The sequence below is a fragment of the Brenneria sp. L3-3C-1 genome (assembly GCF_016456245.1).
GTDB lineage: Bacteria > Pseudomonadota > Gammaproteobacteria > Enterobacterales > Enterobacteriaceae > Brenneria.
This window is the reverse complement of record NZ_JAEMHF010000002.1, coordinates 619,578-636,118: the sequence shown is the minus strand read 5'-3', so window position 1 is coordinate 636,118 and position 16,541 is coordinate 619,578. Positions and strand designations below refer to the sequence as shown.

17 protein-coding genes, 1 other RNA gene and 1 pseudogene are annotated in these 16,541 nt (G+C 50.0%); 6 read left to right on the top strand and 13 right to left on the bottom strand.

Annotated elements, in window-relative coordinates:
• Nucleotides 1-188, top strand: a 188-nt coding sequence (locus tag JG725_RS20630) for a hypothetical protein (RefSeq protein WP_233356373.1), incomplete at its 5' end; no start/stop codon positions are given.
• 62 nt (nucleotides 189-250) lie between these two features.
• Here JG725_RS20630 and JG725_RS09295 read toward each other — a convergent pair.
• From JG725_RS09295 to JG725_RS09250, 10 genes and pseudogenes are all read right to left on the bottom strand, one after another.
• The gene (locus JG725_RS09295; protein WP_199377722.1) at nucleotides 251-964 is read right to left on the bottom strand and encodes a hypothetical protein; all 714 of its coding nucleotides are present in this window, start codon (nucleotides 962-964) and stop codon (nucleotides 251-253) included.
• 114 nt (nucleotides 965-1,078) lie between these two features.
• On the bottom strand, nucleotides 1,079-1,693 hold the full coding sequence (locus JG725_RS09290) for a hypothetical protein (protein WP_199377720.1): 615 nt from the start codon (nucleotides 1,691-1,693) through the stop codon (nucleotides 1,079-1,081).
• Between the two features lie 426 nt (nucleotides 1,694-2,119).
• On the bottom strand, nucleotides 2,120-2,995 hold the full coding sequence (locus JG725_RS09285; protein ID WP_199377718.1) for an integrase domain-containing protein: 876 nt from the start codon (nucleotides 2,993-2,995) through the stop codon (nucleotides 2,120-2,122).
• A 793-nt stretch (nucleotides 2,996-3,788) separates the two neighbouring features.
• Nucleotides 3,789-4,034 carry a helix-turn-helix transcriptional regulator gene (locus JG725_RS09280; protein WP_199377716.1) on the bottom strand — a complete coding sequence of 82 codons (246 nt, stop codon included), beginning with the start codon at nucleotides 4,032-4,034 and terminating at the stop codon, nucleotides 3,789-3,791.
• Between the two features lie 235 nt (nucleotides 4,035-4,269).
• A pseudogene (locus JG725_RS09275) lies at nucleotides 4,270-5,510 on the bottom strand (integrase domain-containing protein).
• A gap of 190 nt (nucleotides 5,511-5,700) precedes the next feature.
• Nucleotides 5,701-6,063: a transfer-messenger RNA gene (ssrA, locus tag JG725_RS09270) on the bottom strand.
• A gap of 50 nt (nucleotides 6,064-6,113) precedes the next feature.
• A complete protein-coding gene (smpB, locus tag JG725_RS09265; RefSeq protein ID WP_172289477.1) occupies nucleotides 6,114-6,596 on the bottom strand; it encodes an SsrA-binding protein SmpB in 483 nt (160 codons plus the stop codon).
• 150 nt (nucleotides 6,597-6,746) lie between these two features.
• Nucleotides 6,747-7,451 (bottom strand): SDR family oxidoreductase, encoded by a 705-nt coding sequence (locus tag JG725_RS09260; RefSeq protein WP_172289478.1) that lies wholly within the window; start codon nucleotides 7,449-7,451, stop codon nucleotides 6,747-6,749.
• Nucleotides 7,448-7,963, bottom strand: coding sequence for a cupin domain-containing protein (locus JG725_RS09255; RefSeq protein WP_199377714.1), 516 nt, complete (start codon nucleotides 7,961-7,963; stop codon nucleotides 7,448-7,450). Before JG725_RS09255 ends, JG725_RS09260 begins: the two co-directional genes overlap by 4 nt.
• A gap of 53 nt (nucleotides 7,964-8,016) precedes the next feature.
• The gene (locus tag JG725_RS09250; protein WP_172289479.1) at nucleotides 8,017-9,000 is read right to left on the bottom strand and encodes an NAD(P)-dependent oxidoreductase; all 984 of its coding nucleotides are present in this window, start codon (nucleotides 8,998-9,000) and stop codon (nucleotides 8,017-8,019) included.
• 618 nt (nucleotides 9,001-9,618) lie between these two features.
• Here JG725_RS09250 and JG725_RS09245 point away from each other — a divergent pair.
• Both JG725_RS09245 and JG725_RS09240 read left to right on the top strand, forming a co-directional pair.
• Nucleotides 9,619-10,053 carry a type II toxin-antitoxin system RatA family toxin gene (locus tag JG725_RS09245; protein ID WP_199377712.1) on the top strand — a complete coding sequence of 145 codons (435 nt, stop codon included), beginning with the start codon at nucleotides 9,619-9,621 and terminating at the stop codon, nucleotides 10,051-10,053.
• Complete coding sequence (locus tag JG725_RS09240; protein WP_172289481.1) at nucleotides 10,046-10,330, top strand: RnfH family protein; 285 nt, start codon at nucleotides 10,046-10,048, stop codon at nucleotides 10,328-10,330. Before JG725_RS09245 ends, JG725_RS09240 begins: the two co-directional genes overlap by 8 nt.
• Before the next feature lie 98 nt (nucleotides 10,331-10,428).
• Here the strand turns inward: JG725_RS09240 and bamE are convergent, their stop codons facing one another.
• The 3 genes from bamE to nadK form a co-directional block, all read right to left on the bottom strand.
• A complete protein-coding gene (bamE, locus tag JG725_RS09235; protein ID WP_172289482.1) occupies nucleotides 10,429-10,764 on the bottom strand; it encodes an outer membrane protein assembly factor BamE in 336 nt (111 codons plus the stop codon).
• A 223-nt stretch (nucleotides 10,765-10,987) separates the two neighbouring features.
• Nucleotides 10,988-12,649: a DNA repair protein RecN gene (recN, locus tag JG725_RS09230; protein ID WP_199377710.1), complete on the bottom strand. Its 1,662-nt coding sequence runs from the start codon at nucleotides 12,647-12,649 to the stop codon at nucleotides 10,988-10,990.
• 84 nt (nucleotides 12,650-12,733) lie between these two features.
• Complete coding sequence (gene nadK, locus JG725_RS09225) at nucleotides 12,734-13,612, bottom strand: NAD(+) kinase (RefSeq protein WP_172289484.1); 879 nt, start codon at nucleotides 13,610-13,612, stop codon at nucleotides 12,734-12,736.
• 132 nt (nucleotides 13,613-13,744) lie between these two features.
• On the opposite strand from nadK, the gene grpE reads away from it, so the two are divergent.
• From grpE to nudK, 3 genes are all read left to right on the top strand, one after another.
• Entirely contained in the window at nucleotides 13,745-14,332 is a 588-nt protein-coding gene (gene grpE / locus JG725_RS09220; protein ID WP_172289485.1) for a nucleotide exchange factor GrpE, read from the top strand.
• Between the two features lie 225 nt (nucleotides 14,333-14,557).
• On the top strand, nucleotides 14,558-15,796 hold the full coding sequence (locus JG725_RS09215) for an Nramp family divalent metal transporter (RefSeq protein WP_172289486.1): 1,239 nt from the start codon (nucleotides 14,558-14,560) through the stop codon (nucleotides 15,794-15,796).
• Between the two features lie 66 nt (nucleotides 15,797-15,862).
• Nucleotides 15,863-16,441: a GDP-mannose pyrophosphatase NudK gene (nudK, locus tag JG725_RS09210; protein WP_199377708.1), complete on the top strand. Its 579-nt coding sequence runs from the start codon at nucleotides 15,863-15,865 to the stop codon at nucleotides 16,439-16,441.
• Nucleotides 16,442-16,541: the final 100 nt, after the last annotated feature.

The following is a 16,541-nucleotide window of genomic DNA, read 5'->3' as shown; positions in this document are numbered from 1 at the left end:
TTCAGGGCAAAAGCAATTTGCTCTTCAGTACAGCGGATCTTTTTCATGGCCGGATTGCCTCTTTTTTAAGGAAAAGAAGGGCAGAAAACTCCAGTTTAGCCTGGTCCTGTTTAATGGGAAGAGATCAGCACTCCAACTTCCGCTTTTGGCACGAAGCTGAAGTGCGCCCCAGGCAAGGTCTGCTATGAGCGAATTTCGGACGTTATCGCCGCGTTCACCGGTTTGTCCGGTGCAACACCCTGTTAAGTGTTTATATAGATGGACCGCCTCGATATGGACTTGGCTCATCATCTTTGGGTGATGGTTTTTTATTTTTAGGTGAAGGTGATTTACTAAGATTTAGATTGTTCGAGAACTCAATAAGCTCAGCTATAGTTGAAAAAATTTTAAGGTCTACTCCATACTCAGGATCAAAAGTTAAATGAACCCCGTAAAAACTTGAATCTCCATCATCACCTGCGACATTTGACAGCTCGTTTATGTATAACTCAAACCCCTCATTACTTACCCCAGTTTCCATATTTAAAAAATCATCAACAAATTCCTGTATCCATTTCTCATCATTGCCAGAAAAATGTTTATCAAATAATGGGCAGACCGTAGGAAGGTACGTATCAATCTTTAACTTAAGCTTATTTTCTTTTGAGTTATCAAGCCGCCAAGAAATGAAGTGAGCATTTATCGAACTAGAAAAATTCAAATCACTTATGGTATTACAGAGCTTCTTTCTTAATGGCTTTCTTGACTCTGTTGATATTTCAGATTTAAACTCTTTAAACTCTATGAGTATATTTTTAGCATTAACCCCTGCAAAGTAGTCGGCATATTTTCTATCTTGGCTTCCATTAAATGCGCCGTAATTATAGGGGAAGTCAGGGCCGAATTTTTTACAGATCTTGAACTTTAAATGCTCAACAAATGCTTGCTGTACTTGGGCTTCACCTATTTTAGTTTTTGGTTGCATGCATCCCCCATATTTTAAATAAATTCAATGCCTTGTGACACTTTTAGCCCGCAATAGGGGCCGGGCCAAGCGAGGTCCAGGCCCAAAGGGCCGAATTACTTTCGCTTGTTAAGCTTAACCGGCATTAGCACTACAAAGAAGTTTCTGTAGTTCATTCACTGTCTTTTCAACCAAATTATCGTATGTGCCTGGCCCATACCTTTCGGCCATAAAAACAGTAGCGTCATCAAATTCAATAATGCATTTAGTACGCTCTCCCTTCATCGGTAAAATATTGCAAGGAGCAGCCAAGACACTCGATTTTATATGCCCATCAATAACAGCCTCGTACTTATCAAATACACCAAATTCAGCATGATTACTAAGAACTATTCCTCTACAGCCACGACCATAATTTCCGTCGGCAAATGGATGGCGTTGTTCAAATTCTAACGGCGTTAGTGTTGCTATAAGGTGCTTTTCATTACTTATAACTCTTTCATTTTTAGGTTTATATTCGCTTAGTGAGTTATAACTACCATTCCATGAGATGTCTACGCTGTCTCTATGAACAGTAACAAATCCAGTATTACCATTAGCATTCATAGACCCCTGATGGGACATATTTGCTATTACTTTATAGCCTCCATACTCAAATTCAGCATGAGTTTTATACACTACAGCAGAATATTTTCCTTCAATCGGTCTTGGTTGCTCATAATTTGTTGGTACTAAATATGCTTCAATCATTTTTACTTCCTCAAAAATGAAATCCTTCTTGGGGAGCCTGGTCGCCTAACCCCCACCTCAACTGCCAGAGGCTATTGGCGCCTTTTATGCGTTTTTGCACATTAAGGTGACAGTGGCCGATGGTCACATTGAAAGCGATTGTTATAAACTTAGACTTCGACTTAGTAATTTATTTTTAGGCTGGTACCAAGCTAAGTACCTAAATTAGCTTTATTTTACTTCATCAGCAACAAATATATGTGCCTGATCATTTGCTCAAGGCGAGCCTGTTTTATGGTCAAAGCAAATAACGCTGTGTATTCGTCCAGATGTGCAACGAATGTCCGGTTTTGGCACATAGCCGCTTGCCGGATTAGATTGCGCTCAGATCAGCAAAAGAGCCAGATCGAGCATGGGTCAGTACACGCCGATTTATTCAACGACGCTCTACAGCGCTTTCCCATAAACCCGCTCCACATACCGCCCACGCCCATCGCCATGCCCTAAATCCATCGACACCAGCGCGCTGGCTTCCCTGTTACTGAAACCTTGCTGCCGGTAATAATGCATCGCATCCTGCGCCCATGCGTAACGCAGGCTGTGCGGGGAATATTGCCCCTTTAGTCCGGCCATAGCAGTTTGCGAGCGCCAGCGATTAATGGCGCTTTTCAGATCCGGTTTATCAATCAGCCGACCGTTGCGGGCAGCTGCAATCGTCAGCGCCTGATTCACTGTCTGTGTTAACGCTTCCCGATCCAGAACCCGCGTTTGTCGGGGCCGTCCGCCTTTGGTGCCGAATACCACCTTCAGTTGTTCGTCGCCTCGCTCCAGCGCGGTGGCCCATGTCTGGAGCGACTGCGAACATTGCACCGCTTCCTGCGAACGTAGGCCCATCATCCGAGCCAGTTGCAGCGTCAGAGCGAGTCCGGCGTCTTTCTGTTGCAGGATTGCCAGCGTCGCCTGATAGCGCTCCGGCGTAATTGCTTGCCGTGAGCCATCGCGACTAGCGCCACCCAGACCTAGCGCCTTATTGCTCAGCCGTTCCGCATCCGCCAGTTTAGTCCGCCCGGCGGTGCGCAGCATCACCCGCACCGCCGCCATTTCATTATGCAGCGTGCGCAGTGTAATTCCCTGTTCTAACCGTTCGGCGATATAGCATTCGATATGTTTTGCTTTCAGATGCTGCACCGTGCGGGTCTGAATATTCAAAGACAGCAGGTGACTGGCAAGCCGCTCTGCAATTTTTAGTCGGTCATGTACCGTCTTATGGCTGCCGCCAGCCTGTCGGGCCAGCGTCTGCATCTCCCGGCTTAATCGTGACATATGTTATCCCCCCATCCTCAATAACCTCTGTTCTCCGGCGCACGGCGATTTACGACACGGATTTACCGTGTCGCACTGAACAATACCTGCGCGCCGGAGCGGCAGCGGTTGAGGTATGACGGAGATATCGGTTATGCACTCGGTGCAGCCGCCTGCATCAGCAGGGTAATCCCCTCAGGCTGAAAGCCCGCCTCAGGTATCGGTTCAGTCCTCCTCTGATAAGTGGGTTGATGAGAATTGACGCAGAAAATGTGCGTCAGATGACAGGGCACGCCGGAAATCGCTGTGGCGTAAGGGCTGGCGCAGAGATCGTTCGCGGCGTCACTTGCAACGGTTTTTCGCCGTATGAAGTGACGCCGCTGCCTCATGGATAAGCTAGGCTGAGGCAGCAAAAGGCCGCAGACGGTTGCGCCAGCAATAAAAGGTTGTTGTACGCATCAATGCGTATGCAAAAAGCAGTTGCTTCACGAAGGACAAGCAGGATGCGGCCCTAAGGCGCTGAAATAAGGTAGCTACCATCGCCGCAGCGATCACCCGCAAAAGGGTAGCGGGGCGGGTTGGGAATCGACCACACAGGTTGGTCCTGCGCGTTGCCTTGAAGGTCGTGGCAACATGGGAGTGCTGCGTGCAGCAGCGGTATAGCGCTGACAATTTACTGCGCCAAAATCCGTATATCAAGCGGCTAACGCGCTGCGCTTGTTGGCTCCTTACTGGGTTTCTATTCCATAGAAATCCAGTAAGGAGCGTCTAAATCCACTAGCAGTATGAAAAAAATTTTGTAAATTTTTAGTGGCTAATCCGAAGTTCCATCTCGGTATTGTTGATGCTGTCCGCTGTTATAACGCGAAGGCCAGATCTCTTCGGGGCGTTTATGCAAGGCTTCGGCGATTAAGCGTTCTCCTTTAGGCCAATGGCGCGTCAGTGTATTTGCCAAAGTGGAAGAGGCGAGTCCCGCGTCTCTGGAAACCGCAGCCAGCGTTGTGCCTTTCTTTCTTAAACCAGCAATGATATCTGCCGGATGCCAGTCTTGTTCAATCATACGAAGTCACCCAGGTTGATGCCCGTCAGAGGCGATGAAATCGTTTGTTCTGACTAAGGCATATTTTTAATTTCTTCCTTTTTAGCATCCGTTAAGTGACTTTATCTTAAGAGTTACTAAAGACGTGGGGTTGAGGATTTGTCCATTGACGATGAGCGAAAAATAACGCGTCTCCCGCCTCACACCATCACTTGCTTATGGTGTGAGGCGGGAGAGTAAACACGGCCTCATATAATCACCCGATCGCCTTAAGTCCTCGGACCCCGCCTTCCAGCAAGCTGCCGTTGTCCGCCGCTTTCACAAAGTCGGCCCACCATTGCATCATGGGGCGACGTTGTTCCAGATAATCGCTGCGGTTATAGGCCCGGCGTACTTCATTTTTATCTACGTGGGCGAGGGCGGCTTCGATGACATCGGGTGGAAAGCCTTGTTCATTAAGCGCGGTGCTGGCGATGGAGCGCATGCCGTGTGATACCAGAATGCCGCCTAATCCGGCGCGTTTTAGCGCGGCGTTGACCGTCTGGCTATTCATTGGCTGTAATGGCTTAATGCGGCTGGGGAAAACATATTCCCGATGGCTGCTTAAAGGCCGCATAAGTTCCAGAATAGCCAGTGCCTGTTCTGACAGCGGAACGATATGTACACGCTTCATTTTCATGCGTTCAGCCGGAATGCGCCATTCTTTAGCGTCCAGATCGATCTCTTGCCAGCGCGTCTCAGCGGCTTCGACAGGGCGGGTGAGGGTGAGAAGCTGCCACATAAACAGACAGCGGGTCGGTAACTCGATATTTGCCAGCCGCATCGTTTGCATCAGTTGCGGCAGTTGATCCGGGCGGATACTAGGCATGTGCTTTTTCTGCGGTTTCTCGAATGCCTTGCTGATGTTAACGCTGGGCGCCGCATCGATCAGACCAACGTTCATGGCATAGATCATCACCTCGTTAATCCGCTGGCATAACCGTCTTACCGTTTCCAGTGCGCCTCTGGCCTGCACCGGCTGGATAGCCTGCACCAGCGTGCGCGCTTTAATGTCGGTAATGCTGATATCGCCGATGGCGGGAAAGATATCCTTTTCGAGGGAGCGCCGGATATCGGAGGCATAGTCGGCGGTGACGCTGCTCTTTTTTAGCTGTAGCCAGCGTTCGGCAACGACCTTAAAGGTGTTGGATTGGGTTTCCAGCGCTTGCTTGCGCAATGAAAGCTGGTGTTCATAAGGGTCAATATCTTTTACCAGCAGGGCGCGGGCCGCTGTACGGCGTTGCCGGGCGTCGGCCAGAGTAACTTCGGGATAAGGCCCAAAAGTCAGTTTTGCGCGCTTTTTGGTTAAAGGCCGGTAGTACGCATCTGCCAGATTTTCCTGCCGCTGCTTTTGATTAGCAGTTGCAGACCGTCGCCGTCATGCAGTGTGTAATCCGCCTCCTGTGGTTTGGCGGCTTTGATCTCCGTATCGGTGAGGGGTTTTGTTAACCGTGCCATAGGTACCTCCATCATTTAGGTACCCGCTAAATGGGTACCTGCCTTTCGGGTACCTAAGAAGGTACCTAAAAGTTGTGGAAGCCATAAGATCGCCACAGCGCCCAGCAGACGTAAAAAAGCCCGCAGGGCTTGCGCCATGCGGGCTTTTCGTACTTCACCGGCCTTATCTGGTAATAACCGGTGTCTAAATTGGTGGAGCTGGGGGGATTTGAACCCCCGTCCGGAATTACTCTACCGTTGGTACTACATGCTTAGTCTATCTTTACATTCGCTTGCCAGCTGCGGACAGACACGCCACTAACAAACTAGCCTGATTAGATTTAGCGCTTCAACCCCAGGCAAGGCATCCACGCGATCTCTTTTGGGTTTGACCTCTCTTGATCCCCGTCCTAAGAGCGGAGGCTAGGGAGAGAGGGCTCTCAGCAGGTTATTAAGCTGCTAAAGCGTAGTTTTCGTCGTTTGCGACTATTTTTTTGCGGCTTTTTACGAGGCCAACCGCCCCTCGGCATGCACCTTGGGCTTTGCAAATCCCGTCGAATCCAGAATCAGCCCCCAAGAAACAGTCGCCAGTATACCAGAACTTATACCACTTAAGCCACCGGCTTATCGGTTAGCGTTCTTCATGATACGGGCTTTGTCTAATTTCCATTCACGTTCTTTGATGTCATCACGCTTGTCGTGATCTTTCTTACCTTTCGCCACGCCGATTTTGACTTTGCTCCAGGCATTTTTCCAGTACATGGATAAGGCGACAACCGTATAACCATCCCGACTGACGCGCCCCAATAACGAGTCCAATTCTCGTTTGTTGAGTAAGAGTTTACGTGTACGCGTCGGGTCGCAAACCACATGCGAAGACGCAACATTGAGCGGTGTGATGGTGGCGCCGAACAAGTACGCCTCACCGTCTCTGAATGTTACATAGCTGTCGCTGATATTGGCTTTGCCCGCACGCAGTGATTTTACTTCCCAACCTTGCAATGCAAGCCCTGCCTCAAATTCTTCCTCAATGAAGTATTCATGGCGGGCGCGCTTGTTTTGCGCAATGGTGGCGGAACCGGGTTTGTACGCTTTTTTCTTTGTCATAGTGCCGTCATTATACTGGATGTAAAAGGGAATGAAATCCCTGATGCGCAGGATGTTTTTATGTCCGGGACGACTTGCGTTAAAGAGTTGGGGCGTTAAGGTGACGCCGGACAGGTGCCCGGCGTGTTGTTGCCTGTCAATGCATGGCTTTTACAGGAATTTGACGCATTCCACGTCGATATTTGGCACGATGGCCCCGGCCGACAGAGACAGCAAGAAGCTGATGCAACGGACGATATCGTCCGTTTGTATTTTGTCGTTGGCGGTGACGCCGGGAAAGCCGCGAGTCATGTCAGTATCGACGAAAGCGGGATTGATATTGGAAACTTTAATATTATACGGCAGCAAGTCGAGCATTAACGATTCGGAGAACCCTAACAACGCATGCTTGGACGCGCTATAGGCTCCGATGCCCGGTATGGGCCGCCTTGCCGAATTGCTGGCGATATTAAAAATATAGCCCTGCTTATTTTCCCGCATCAGATTAACCACCGTGTGGGTGATCAAAAACGGTGACAGGAAGTTGACCGTCGTCAGGTCAAGCAATCGCTGGTAATCGATATCCACCGTACCGCTATAAAAAATACCGGCGTTATTAATCAGAACGGCGATATTTTTTTTCTGACTCAATGCCCGACATACTTTTTCGACCGCGTGTCTATCTGAAAAGTCCGCCGCTTTGATGTCGATACGGCATGACGGATTGATGTTTTGCCATTCCGTCATGAGCTGCTCGATCCGATCGTGACGTCGTATTATTGCAATAACATCGTATTCGCCCTGTTGGATGAAGTACTCGGTCACCGCTTTGCCAATCCCTCTGGCTGCGCCTGTAATCACGACGGACTTGCTCATGGTTTTTCTCCATAGCAGTAGCGTTTTATCCAGGCTTCGTGTTGCGGATAGCGTGTCGATAGTTCGTGATATTGCGCGATTGCGGAGTCGTAGATTTCCCAACCAGGTAGAACAATTTCACTGACCAGTCCGTATGATGCGCCGGGCGATAATTCCGTCGATTTCCATACTTCGCCGGGCGCCACCAGTTGAAGTTTGTGGCCGTTGCGGATATCCGGCCCGAGAATATGTTCTTCTGTTTTTCCGTCAGGATGAATAAAGCGGTAGGTAAGCGGTGCGCCTGAATGATAAAAATGCAGGATAGGCGAAATATTTTTATGAAAATATCCGATAGGGCTGTCGTCAGTCAGAAGATAATAAATACAGGTTGATAATGTTCTAAGACCGTTGTTGTGTTCACGCTCGGTTTGTATTTTTTCCGGACTGCGGTAAGTTTCGTTATAGTATCCGCCTTCTTCGTGTTTTTTCAGCGCTAATAACTCAATGAGTTGGTGTTTGTTCAGATGTGGCATAACAATCCTCCGTTAATTGCTATTGTCCTTGATACCCGATGCCGTTCGTTGTTTTAGATTGGGTAGGGCATATTTTCAAAAACCTGGTCATGATATCTATGCCAACCGATTTTTTCGGCAAGCGGGCTGCGAAATGAACGTTGTTGAGACAAACAGTCGAGCGCGTATTCAAATGTGTATTTAGGCCGCCAGTTAAGTACCCGTTGAGCTTTTTCATTGACATATACGCGGTCAATACGAGGGAACAGTTTCCATCCTAATGCCGCGTATATCTCACGATATTGTGGGAAGAGTTTACCGACTATGGCGTCGGCATTTTTATTGAGAAGTAAGCAATGTTCTTTTTTAAATGGCGTGGTGGTGCTGAGAAGAAATCTGTCAAAACCGTTTTTCGGCGTATAGGTTAATGCTGCGCAAAGATGGGCGTTAACCGCGTCTTCGACATCTATTCGTCGGTAAAGCAATTCATTGACTTTCGCATTGTCCCCACAGTAATGCGCTCTGATCGCCGGGTTATCATCATCTTCATAAAAGAATCGCGATACGCGAAAGACAATGCAATTTAAGCCATGATTGCGCGAAAAGATTCGGCAAAGTTCTTCAGAACCCAATTTTGTTACGCCGTAAATATTTTTACTTTCGATCTGTTTATTTTCATCAATCCAACTTGATGGCAAATACGCATCGGGCGACAGACTATCGCCATACACGCTCGTGGTACTTGAGAAAATGAACGACTTGACGTTGTGCATTGCCGCGGACTGCAAGAGGTTATAGGTACCTAACGTATTAGTTTCAATAAATTCTTTATAAGAATGCGTGACGATGTGCGGTTTATGCAGCGCTGCGGTATGAAAAACAATATCAATACCTTGCATACAGCTATCGACGAGCGTTCTGTTATTAATACAGCCGATGACATTCGTTTCTTCAGACTGTCTTTTATCCAGCCCAATAACTTCAAATCCTCTTTCTTTACATTTAATCGATAATGCTGTTCCCAGATTCCCGCTACTTCCTGTTATTAAAACCCTCATAAATCACCTCATTTTGTTAACACTAATTAGTCCATTTCAACAGCCGCAATGCTCCCTGATGCCATACTTAGGGCTGTGATAGGTAACGATATAGGATGAAATCCATTATTTTCCATGTCCGATAAACGGACGGGTTATTAAGATTATCTTATGCTTTTTTTTATCTTATGGGTTAGGAATTTTCTGTATATTTGTTTTTATGCTATTTAAAGTGATTTAAATTCAAATCATTATAATTTTAATGATAAGCTTGGTATTGAGTAAAAGAATACCTTATGACATAAAAGTATAAATAATAATAAACATATAGTGTTCGGATAGTGTTGTAAGTGCGAAATGCGATCGTCACTTTCAGTGAGGCGACCCGCTCGGGACATAATGCTCTGTAAGATGTCGTGATAGTCAATATGAGGTATTCCGTGAGCCACTTAAAACGGCGGGATATGATGTTGGCGGTTATCCCTGAAGGTGACGCCTGTGTGGCTGGCAGTACGCAATAACCCCGCCGTAGGACTAGGGTCACGGTTGATGATATTGTGCGATAGTGCGCGCAGAATTTTTATCTGTCGGCTTATCAGTGCTATTATTTTGCGCGTTTTATGAATCACGGAAAATTGTATGCCGAAAATAAGTCGTTCTGCCCTGGTGCCGTTTAGCGCGGAGCAGATGTACCAATTGGTGAATGATGTCTCTTCGTATCCTGCTTTTTTGCCGGGTTGTACCGGTAGTCGGGTGCTTTCCGCTACGCCGGATGAAATGACCGCCGCCGTTGATGTCGCCAAGGCGGGGATTCGCAAGACATTTACCACACGCAATACGCTGACCAACAATCAGAATATCAATATGCAACTGGTTGACGGGCCTTTCCGCCAGTTGTCGGGAGATTGGCATTTTACGCCATTGAGCAATGATGCTTGCAAAGTTGAACTGCATCTTGATTTTGAATTCACCAATGCTTTGATTGAACTCGCTTTCGGTAAAGTTTTCAAGGATCTGGCGGGAAATATGGTTCAGGCGTTCACACAACGCGCCAAAGAGGTTTACAGTGCCTGATATTTGCGTTGACGTGGTTTATGCCTTACCGGAGCGTCAATATCTGCGGACGATAACCTTAGCGCAAGGCAGTTCGGTCGAAGAGGCGATTATTGCCTCGGGGTTGCTGGAGCTGCGGGGAGAGATTGATCTACAGACCAACAAAGTCGGGATCTACAGCAGGGCAGTCAAGCTGACCGATATTCTCAATGATGGCGATCGCGTGGAGATTTATCGCCCGTTGATCGCCGACCCGAAAGAGCTGCGACGTCAGCGAGCCGAGCGCTCAAAAAAATAAGGCCTCTGGAGCCTTATCCGCACAGCGGAAACCGTTCCTGATAAAACAGTTGGTCTTCGCCGTGTCGGATTAGCGTCTACTCCGCCGGCCGTACCCGATTAATTCAGTGCGGGTTTGTTATCGATATGGGTCAACACGCCGCCGCTATTAAAAGTGAGCGTCAGGGTTTGTTGTTTTACCGACTCATGACCCGGCTGTTGGCGGAAGACGTAAAACCAGGTATCGCTGCCAAACGGATCCTGCAACATCGGTGTTCCCAGGGTGTAAGCGACCTGTTGTTTAGTCATTCCGGTATGAATTTTGGCGACATCACCCGGTGCCAGATAGTTTCCCTGATTGATGTCTGGCCGATAAACCACTTTCTCTAACGTGGAACAACCGGCAGTCAGCATAACAACCACCGCAGCGACGACAGTCAGCGTTTTACAGCGCATAGTGATTACATTCCTTAAGGGCATAGGTTGCCGATGATAATAGACCTTGCCTGACTTGAAAACCTGCAAGATCCCTGTATGACCCCAAGAAGGCGAAAAAGTTGAGATTTTTTATGGCGGGCTATCCGTGCCCGCCACCCTTACGGGCCGCCACTGCGTGACGTTAAAAAATGCTCCGGCATTTTTTTATGGCGACTATCCCTGCCCGCCACAGGATTCAGCCTTATGCGGCCAGAAGTTCTTTGGCGTTCGCCAGCGTGTTCTTAGTCACGGCGCTTCCGCCCAGCAGGCGCGCCAGTTCCTGTAACCGGGCGCGTTTATCAAGCGGCTGCATCAGCGTTTCCGTTTCTGCGCCGTCGGTTTGTTTGCTGACAAAGAAGTGCTGGTGACCGCAACCGGCGACCTGCGGTAGATGAGTGACGCACATAACCTGCGTCGATTCGCCAAGCTGACGCAGCATTTTGCCCACAATCGCCGCTGTCGGGCCGCTGATCCCCACATCGACCTCATCGAAAATCAGCGCCGGCGTGTCCATTTTACGGGCGGTGATAACCTGAACGATCAGCGCGATACGGGAAAGCTCCCCACCGGAGGCCACTTTGGCTAACGCCTGATGCGGTTGCCCGGGGTTGGTGGTGACGCAAAACTCAATGCTGTCCGCGCCGCTGGCCGTCAGGTATTCCGGCGTAAACTTCACGTCAATGGTGAAGTGTCCGTGTGGCATAGCCAGTTCATGCATATTGGATGTGATGAGCTGGGCCAGCTCGTTGGCATAGTGTTGCCGACGCGCGTGTAATTGCTCGGCGATATGCAGCGCCTGTTGATGATATTCGCTTACGGCGCCGCTCAAGGTTTTGTGGTCGCTTTCCTGTTGTTCCAGCAGCAGTTGCTCTTCCAAAAGTTGTTGATGGAATGCGGGCAATGCTTCCGGTGGAACATGATGTTTACGCGCCAGCGACAACTGGCGGGATAGCCGTTGCTCCAGTTCGTATAGTCGGATTGGATCGAGATCCATTTGCTCGCTGTAATGGCGCAGTTCATCGCTGGCTTCGCTGATTTGGATGCCCGCTTCCTCCAGCATGGAAAGCACGCCGGACAGCTTGTCGTCCATGCCGACCAATTCGGTGAGCTGATGTTTGACGGTGTGCAGCATGCCGAGCATATTTTGCTCTTCGTCCTCGCTGAGCAACTGTAACGTCTGCTGGCTCAGCGCCAGCCGTTGCCCGCTGTTCGCCAGACGCTTGTATTCGACATCGATCTGTTCGTATTCGCCTGGCTGAGGCGCAAACTCATTCAGCTCTTTCAACTGGTATTGCAGCAGCTCGCGTCGCGCTTCCCGCTCAATGGTGGCCTGTTGCAACTGCGCCAGTGAACGGCAGCTTTGGTGCCATTGCTGCCAGATTTGCTGCATGGCGCCAAGTAATTGAGGCTCGTCTGCGTAGGCATCCAGCAGATGTTTCTGGTGTTCGGGCCTGAGCAGCAGCTGATGCGCATGCTGGCCGTGAAGCTGGATAAGATGTTGGCCAAGCTCGCGCAACTGAGAAAGCGGCACCGCGGTGCCGTTGATAAAACCACGGGAACGGCCGTCGGCGCCAATGACCCGGCGTAGCAGGCACTCGTTGCTGTCGTCCAATTGGTTTTGCTCCAGCCACCGGTGGGCGCCGGGCGTGTCCGCCAGCGAAAAACGGGCGCAGATATCGGCGCGGGGCGCCCCCGGCCTTACCATGCTGGCGTCGGAACGATTTCCCAGACACAGACCGAGGGCATCAATCGCAATGGATTTCCCGGCGCCGGTTTCCCCGGTGATAACGCTCATTCCTGCCTGGAAATCGATTTCCAATTCGCGCACGATGGCGAAGTTACTGATAGTGAGTTGCGCCAGCATGATAGTTTCCTGTATGTAAGTACATGGTGTAATTACATACAGTATAAACTGGTTTTATATACAGTAAAGTAGCTGAGGACAAATTTAGAACAATTTTTTAGACCAGCCGAGCTTTGTGCTTAATGTATTGAAATAACTGTAATTTTCAGGATGGATTAGATTCAGGTAATTTTCGCTGCGGCGAATCAGCACCTCTTCTCTTTCCTGTAGCGGTAATGAAATCTGGCTGTCGCAACTGATTTCCAGATCGCTGGTGGTGTGGGAAAATTTTAACCGGATGGTGCTGCTGCTGTTAATGACCAGCGGGCGGGCCGAGAGCGTATGGGGAAACATGGGCACCAGCGCGATGGCATCCAGCGAGGGCGTCAGGATCGGACCGCCGCCCGATAAGGAATAGGCGGTCGAGCCGGTTGGCGTGGAGATAATCAGGCCGTCTGAACGTTGAGAAAAAGCGAAGTTGTCGTCGATGTAGACTTCAAATTCGATCATATGCGCCACTTTGCCGGGATGGAGCACGATTTCATTAATGGCGGTGCTGCTGCTGCTGGGTTGATCGGCACGGCAGATATGGGCTTCCAGCATAAAACGCCGTTCGCTCAGGTAGTGGCCGTTTAATACTTCGGATAGCTGCTGCTGGGCCTGATCGGGATCCAGATCGGTCAGGAAACCGAGATTGCCGCGGTTAACGCCGATGACCTGAATGTCATAGCGTGATAACACGCGGGCCGCGCCCAGCATGTTGCCGTCGCCGCCCACCACCACCGCCAGATCGGCTTGTTGGCCGATATCGGCCAGGCTGGCGGTTCGGGCGCCTTTCAGATTCAGGTCGAGGGCAATCTGCTGCTCAATAAGCACCGCATAACCTTTCGCGGTCAGCCAGTGATAGAGCATTTCGTGAGTTGCCAGCGCGGTGGGGTGGCGCGGGTGGCCGACGATGCCAATACAATTAAATGGTTTAACCATTGCTGTCGTTATCCTCAGCGTGATGTGCCCGGTGTCGGGTGAAACCAATATGTGACTGGTTCCCTTGCATCCCCGGTTTTGATCCCCATAATAAGCAACTAGCGAGATTAATGCTAAACCGCGGAGAATTTCATGAGTAGTAAAGAACAGAACACGCCCGATGAGCAAGTCTTGGATCACACGAAGACAGCGAAAGGGCAACAGGCGGAAGCGGCGCCGCAAGCAACAGACGTAGCCGACCCGCGCGATGAGCGTATTGCCGAACTGGAAACACAATTGGCCGAGCTGCAACAGCGTGAGCGCGACAGCATACTGCGCGCCCGGGCCGAAGCCGACAATATCCGTCGTCGTGCGGAAATGGACGTCGAGAAGGCGCACAAATTCGCAGTGGAAAAATTTGCCGGTGAAATGTTGCCGGTAATCGATAACCTTGAACGCGCGCTGGATGTGGCGGACAAATCCAACGATGCGCTGGCATCGATGATTGAAGGCGTTGAGCTGACGTTGAAATCGTTGCTGGATGCCGTGCATAAGTTTGGCATCGAGGTGGTGGGGGAAGTGAATGTTCCCTTTAACCCGGAAGTTCACCAGGCAATGACGATGCTGGAATCCGATGATTATCCGCCAAATCACGTAATGATGGTGATGCAGAAAGGCTACACGCTGAACGGGCGTTTACTGCGTCCGGCGATGGTCGCGGTGTCTAAGGCGAAAGACTGATTCAGCCTATTTCGTTTCGCATCAATCCCAACCCCGTGCTTCAGGCATGGGGTTTTTTGTTTATAGTTAATTACTATTGGTTTGTTAAAAAGGGACTTTTTATTTTTCTGCCGCACCATCATCTTTAACTATCAGAAGAATTGGTATTGTCGTTATAAATGCGGTTGATAATCATTATCATTAATGTGAAGGTAGTAAAAACAACAGTATTAGAAAGGTCATACTATGCGGGGCAACCCTATCGTCGAGTCAGCAAGCCGCGCGTCAAGAAAGATCAAACTTTCTCTGATGGGGCCGGCCTTCATTGCCGCGATCGGTTATATCGACCCGGGCAACTTCGCGACGAATATTCAGTCCGGCGCCGCCTATGGTTATACCCTGTTATGGGTGGTGGTGTGGGCCAATATCATGGCGATGTTGATCCAGTTGCTGTCAGCCAAGCTGGGTATCGCCACCGGTAAAAATCTTGCGGAACTGATCCGCGATCGTTTTCCGCGGCCCGCCGTTTGGGCCTACTGGGTGCAGGCCGAGATCATCGCCATGGCGACCGATCTGGCTGAATTCATCGGGGCGGCTATCGGTTTCAAGCTGTTGTTAGGCGTTTCGCTGCTTGAAGGCGCCGTTCTCACCGGTATCGCGACTTTCCTGATTTTGATGCTGCAACAGCGCGGACAAAAGCCGCTGGAGAGAGTGATTGGCGGGCTGCTGCTGTTTGTGGCCGCGGCTTATATTGTTGAATTGGTTTTCTCGCAGCCGGAACTGGCCGCCCTGACCAAAGGGATGGTTATCCCCAGCCTGCCGACGTCGGATGCGGTGTTTCTGGCCGCGGGCGTGTTGGGGGCGACGATCATGCCGCATGTTATTTATCTGCACTCTTCTTTGACGCAGCGCGCGGATAAGCATTCCCGCGCCGAACGTTATTCCTCGAGCAAAGTCGATGTGGCTATTGCCATGACCATCGCCGGATTTGTCAATCTGGCGATGATGGCGACGGCAGCCGCGGCGTTTCATTTCAGCGGCAATCAGGATATTGCCGATCTGGATCGTGCCTATCTGACGCTGGAGCCTTTGCTGGGGAAAGCGGCGGCGACCATTTTCGGCCTGAGTTTGGTTGCGGCAGGGCTTTCCTCGACGGTCGTCGGCACGCTGGCCGGGCAGGTGGTCATGCAGGGATTTGTTCATTTCCATATTCCGCTGTGGGTGCGGCGCGCGGTGACCATGCTGCCATCATTTATCGTTATCCTGTCTGGTATGGATCCCACCCGGGTGCTGGTATTAAGTCAGGTGATCCTGAGCTTTGGTATTGCTCTGGCGCTGGTTCCTCTGCTGTCATTCACCGGTAACCGGGAATTAATGGGCGATTTGGTCAACCATCGGCTGATACAAATCATCGGCAAAGCGATTGTGTCGATTGTCGTGTCGCTCAATCTTTATCTGCTGGTCAGTACCGCTTTAGGACTATGACGACGTGCAATCCTGTCGGTATCTTCTTATCATCAGATATCGATTCTTGCTTATAGTGGTTCAGTTATGTCGTCGCCAATTACGCTCATCGAAAAGAAACTGTTGTCCGATCATTGGTTTATTCTTCACAAATATGTTTTTGATTTAAAAAGAAAGAATGGCGGCGTGGTGCGTCAGATCCGGGAGGTGTACGATCGTGGCGATGGCGCGACCATTCTGCTGTATAATCGAAAAAAGGGCACCGTGATCCTGACCCGCCAGTTCCGAATCCCCACCTATCTGAATGGCAATGAAAGCGGCATGTTGCTGGAGGCCTGCGCCGGCTTACTGGACGATAACTTGCCGGAGACATGCATCCGTAATGAAGCGATTGAAGAAACCGGCTATGCGATTGGCAAGGTTGAAAAATTGTTTGAGGCTTTTATGTCGCCCGGCGGCATCACCGAACGGCTGCATTTCTTCGCCGCGGAGTATGATGAGTCGTTGCGGAATAACCAGGGCGGCGGTATCGACGATGAGGACATTGAAGTGCTGGAGCTGTCTTTTACCGAGGCGCTCGAAATGGTGAAAGAAGGGCGCATTATGGATGCCAAAACCATCATGTTGCTACAGCACGCGCAGATTCAGGGATGGTTTACCAAGTAGCGGGCGTACTGCCGGGCGTGTTGATGTCGAACGCGCCCGTGAAAGTGCGGGCAACGGGCGTCGCGCAAAACCAGGAGTGACGATTTCGTCGCCGATGTTT

Bases quoted from the DNA above. Each gene is read 5' to 3' on its own strand.
- JG725_RS09295 (WP_199377722.1), bottom strand. From the start codon at position 964: ATGCAACCAAAAACTAAAATAGGTGAAGCCCAAGTACAGCAAGCATTT.
- JG725_RS09290 (WP_199377720.1), bottom strand. From the start codon at position 1,693: ATGATTGAAGCATATTTAGTACCAACAAATTATGAGCAACCAAGACCG.
- JG725_RS09285 (WP_199377718.1), bottom strand. From the start codon at position 2,995: ATGTCACGATTAAGCCGGGAGATGCAGACGCTGGCCCGACAGGCTGGC.
- JG725_RS09280 (WP_199377716.1), bottom strand. From the start codon at position 4,034: ATGATTGAACAAGACTGGCATCCGGCAGATATCATTGCTGGTTTAAGA.
- smpB (WP_172289477.1), bottom strand. From the start codon at position 6,596: ATGACAAAGAAAAAAGCGTACAAACCCGGTTCCGCCACCATTGCGCAA.
- JG725_RS09260 (WP_172289478.1), bottom strand. From the start codon at position 7,451: ATGAGCAAGTCCGTCGTGATTACAGGCGCAGCCAGAGGGATTGGCAAA.
- JG725_RS09255 (WP_199377714.1), bottom strand. From the start codon at position 7,963: ATGCCACATCTGAACAAACACCAACTCATTGAGTTATTAGCGCTGAAA.
- JG725_RS09250 (WP_172289479.1), bottom strand. From the start codon at position 9,000: ATGAGGGTTTTAATAACAGGAAGTAGCGGGAATCTGGGAACAGCATTA.
- JG725_RS09245 (WP_199377712.1), top strand. From the start codon at position 9,619: ATGCCGAAAATAAGTCGTTCTGCCCTGGTGCCGTTTAGCGCGGAGCAG.
- bamE (WP_172289482.1), bottom strand. From the start codon at position 10,764: ATGCGCTGTAAAACGCTGACTGTCGTCGCTGCGGTGGTTGTTATGCTG.
- recN (WP_199377710.1), bottom strand. From the start codon at position 12,649: ATGCTGGCGCAACTCACTATCAGTAACTTCGCCATCGTGCGCGAATTG.
- nadK (WP_172289484.1), bottom strand. From the start codon at position 13,612: ATGGTTAAACCATTTAATTGTATTGGCATCGTCGGCCACCCGCGCCAC.
- grpE (WP_172289485.1), top strand. From the start codon at position 13,745: ATGAGTAGTAAAGAACAGAACACGCCCGATGAGCAAGTCTTGGATCAC.
- JG725_RS09215 (WP_172289486.1), top strand. From the start codon at position 14,558: ATGCGGGGCAACCCTATCGTCGAGTCAGCAAGCCGCGCGTCAAGAAAG.
- nudK (WP_199377708.1), top strand. From the start codon at position 15,863: ATGTCGTCGCCAATTACGCTCATCGAAAAGAAACTGTTGTCCGATCAT.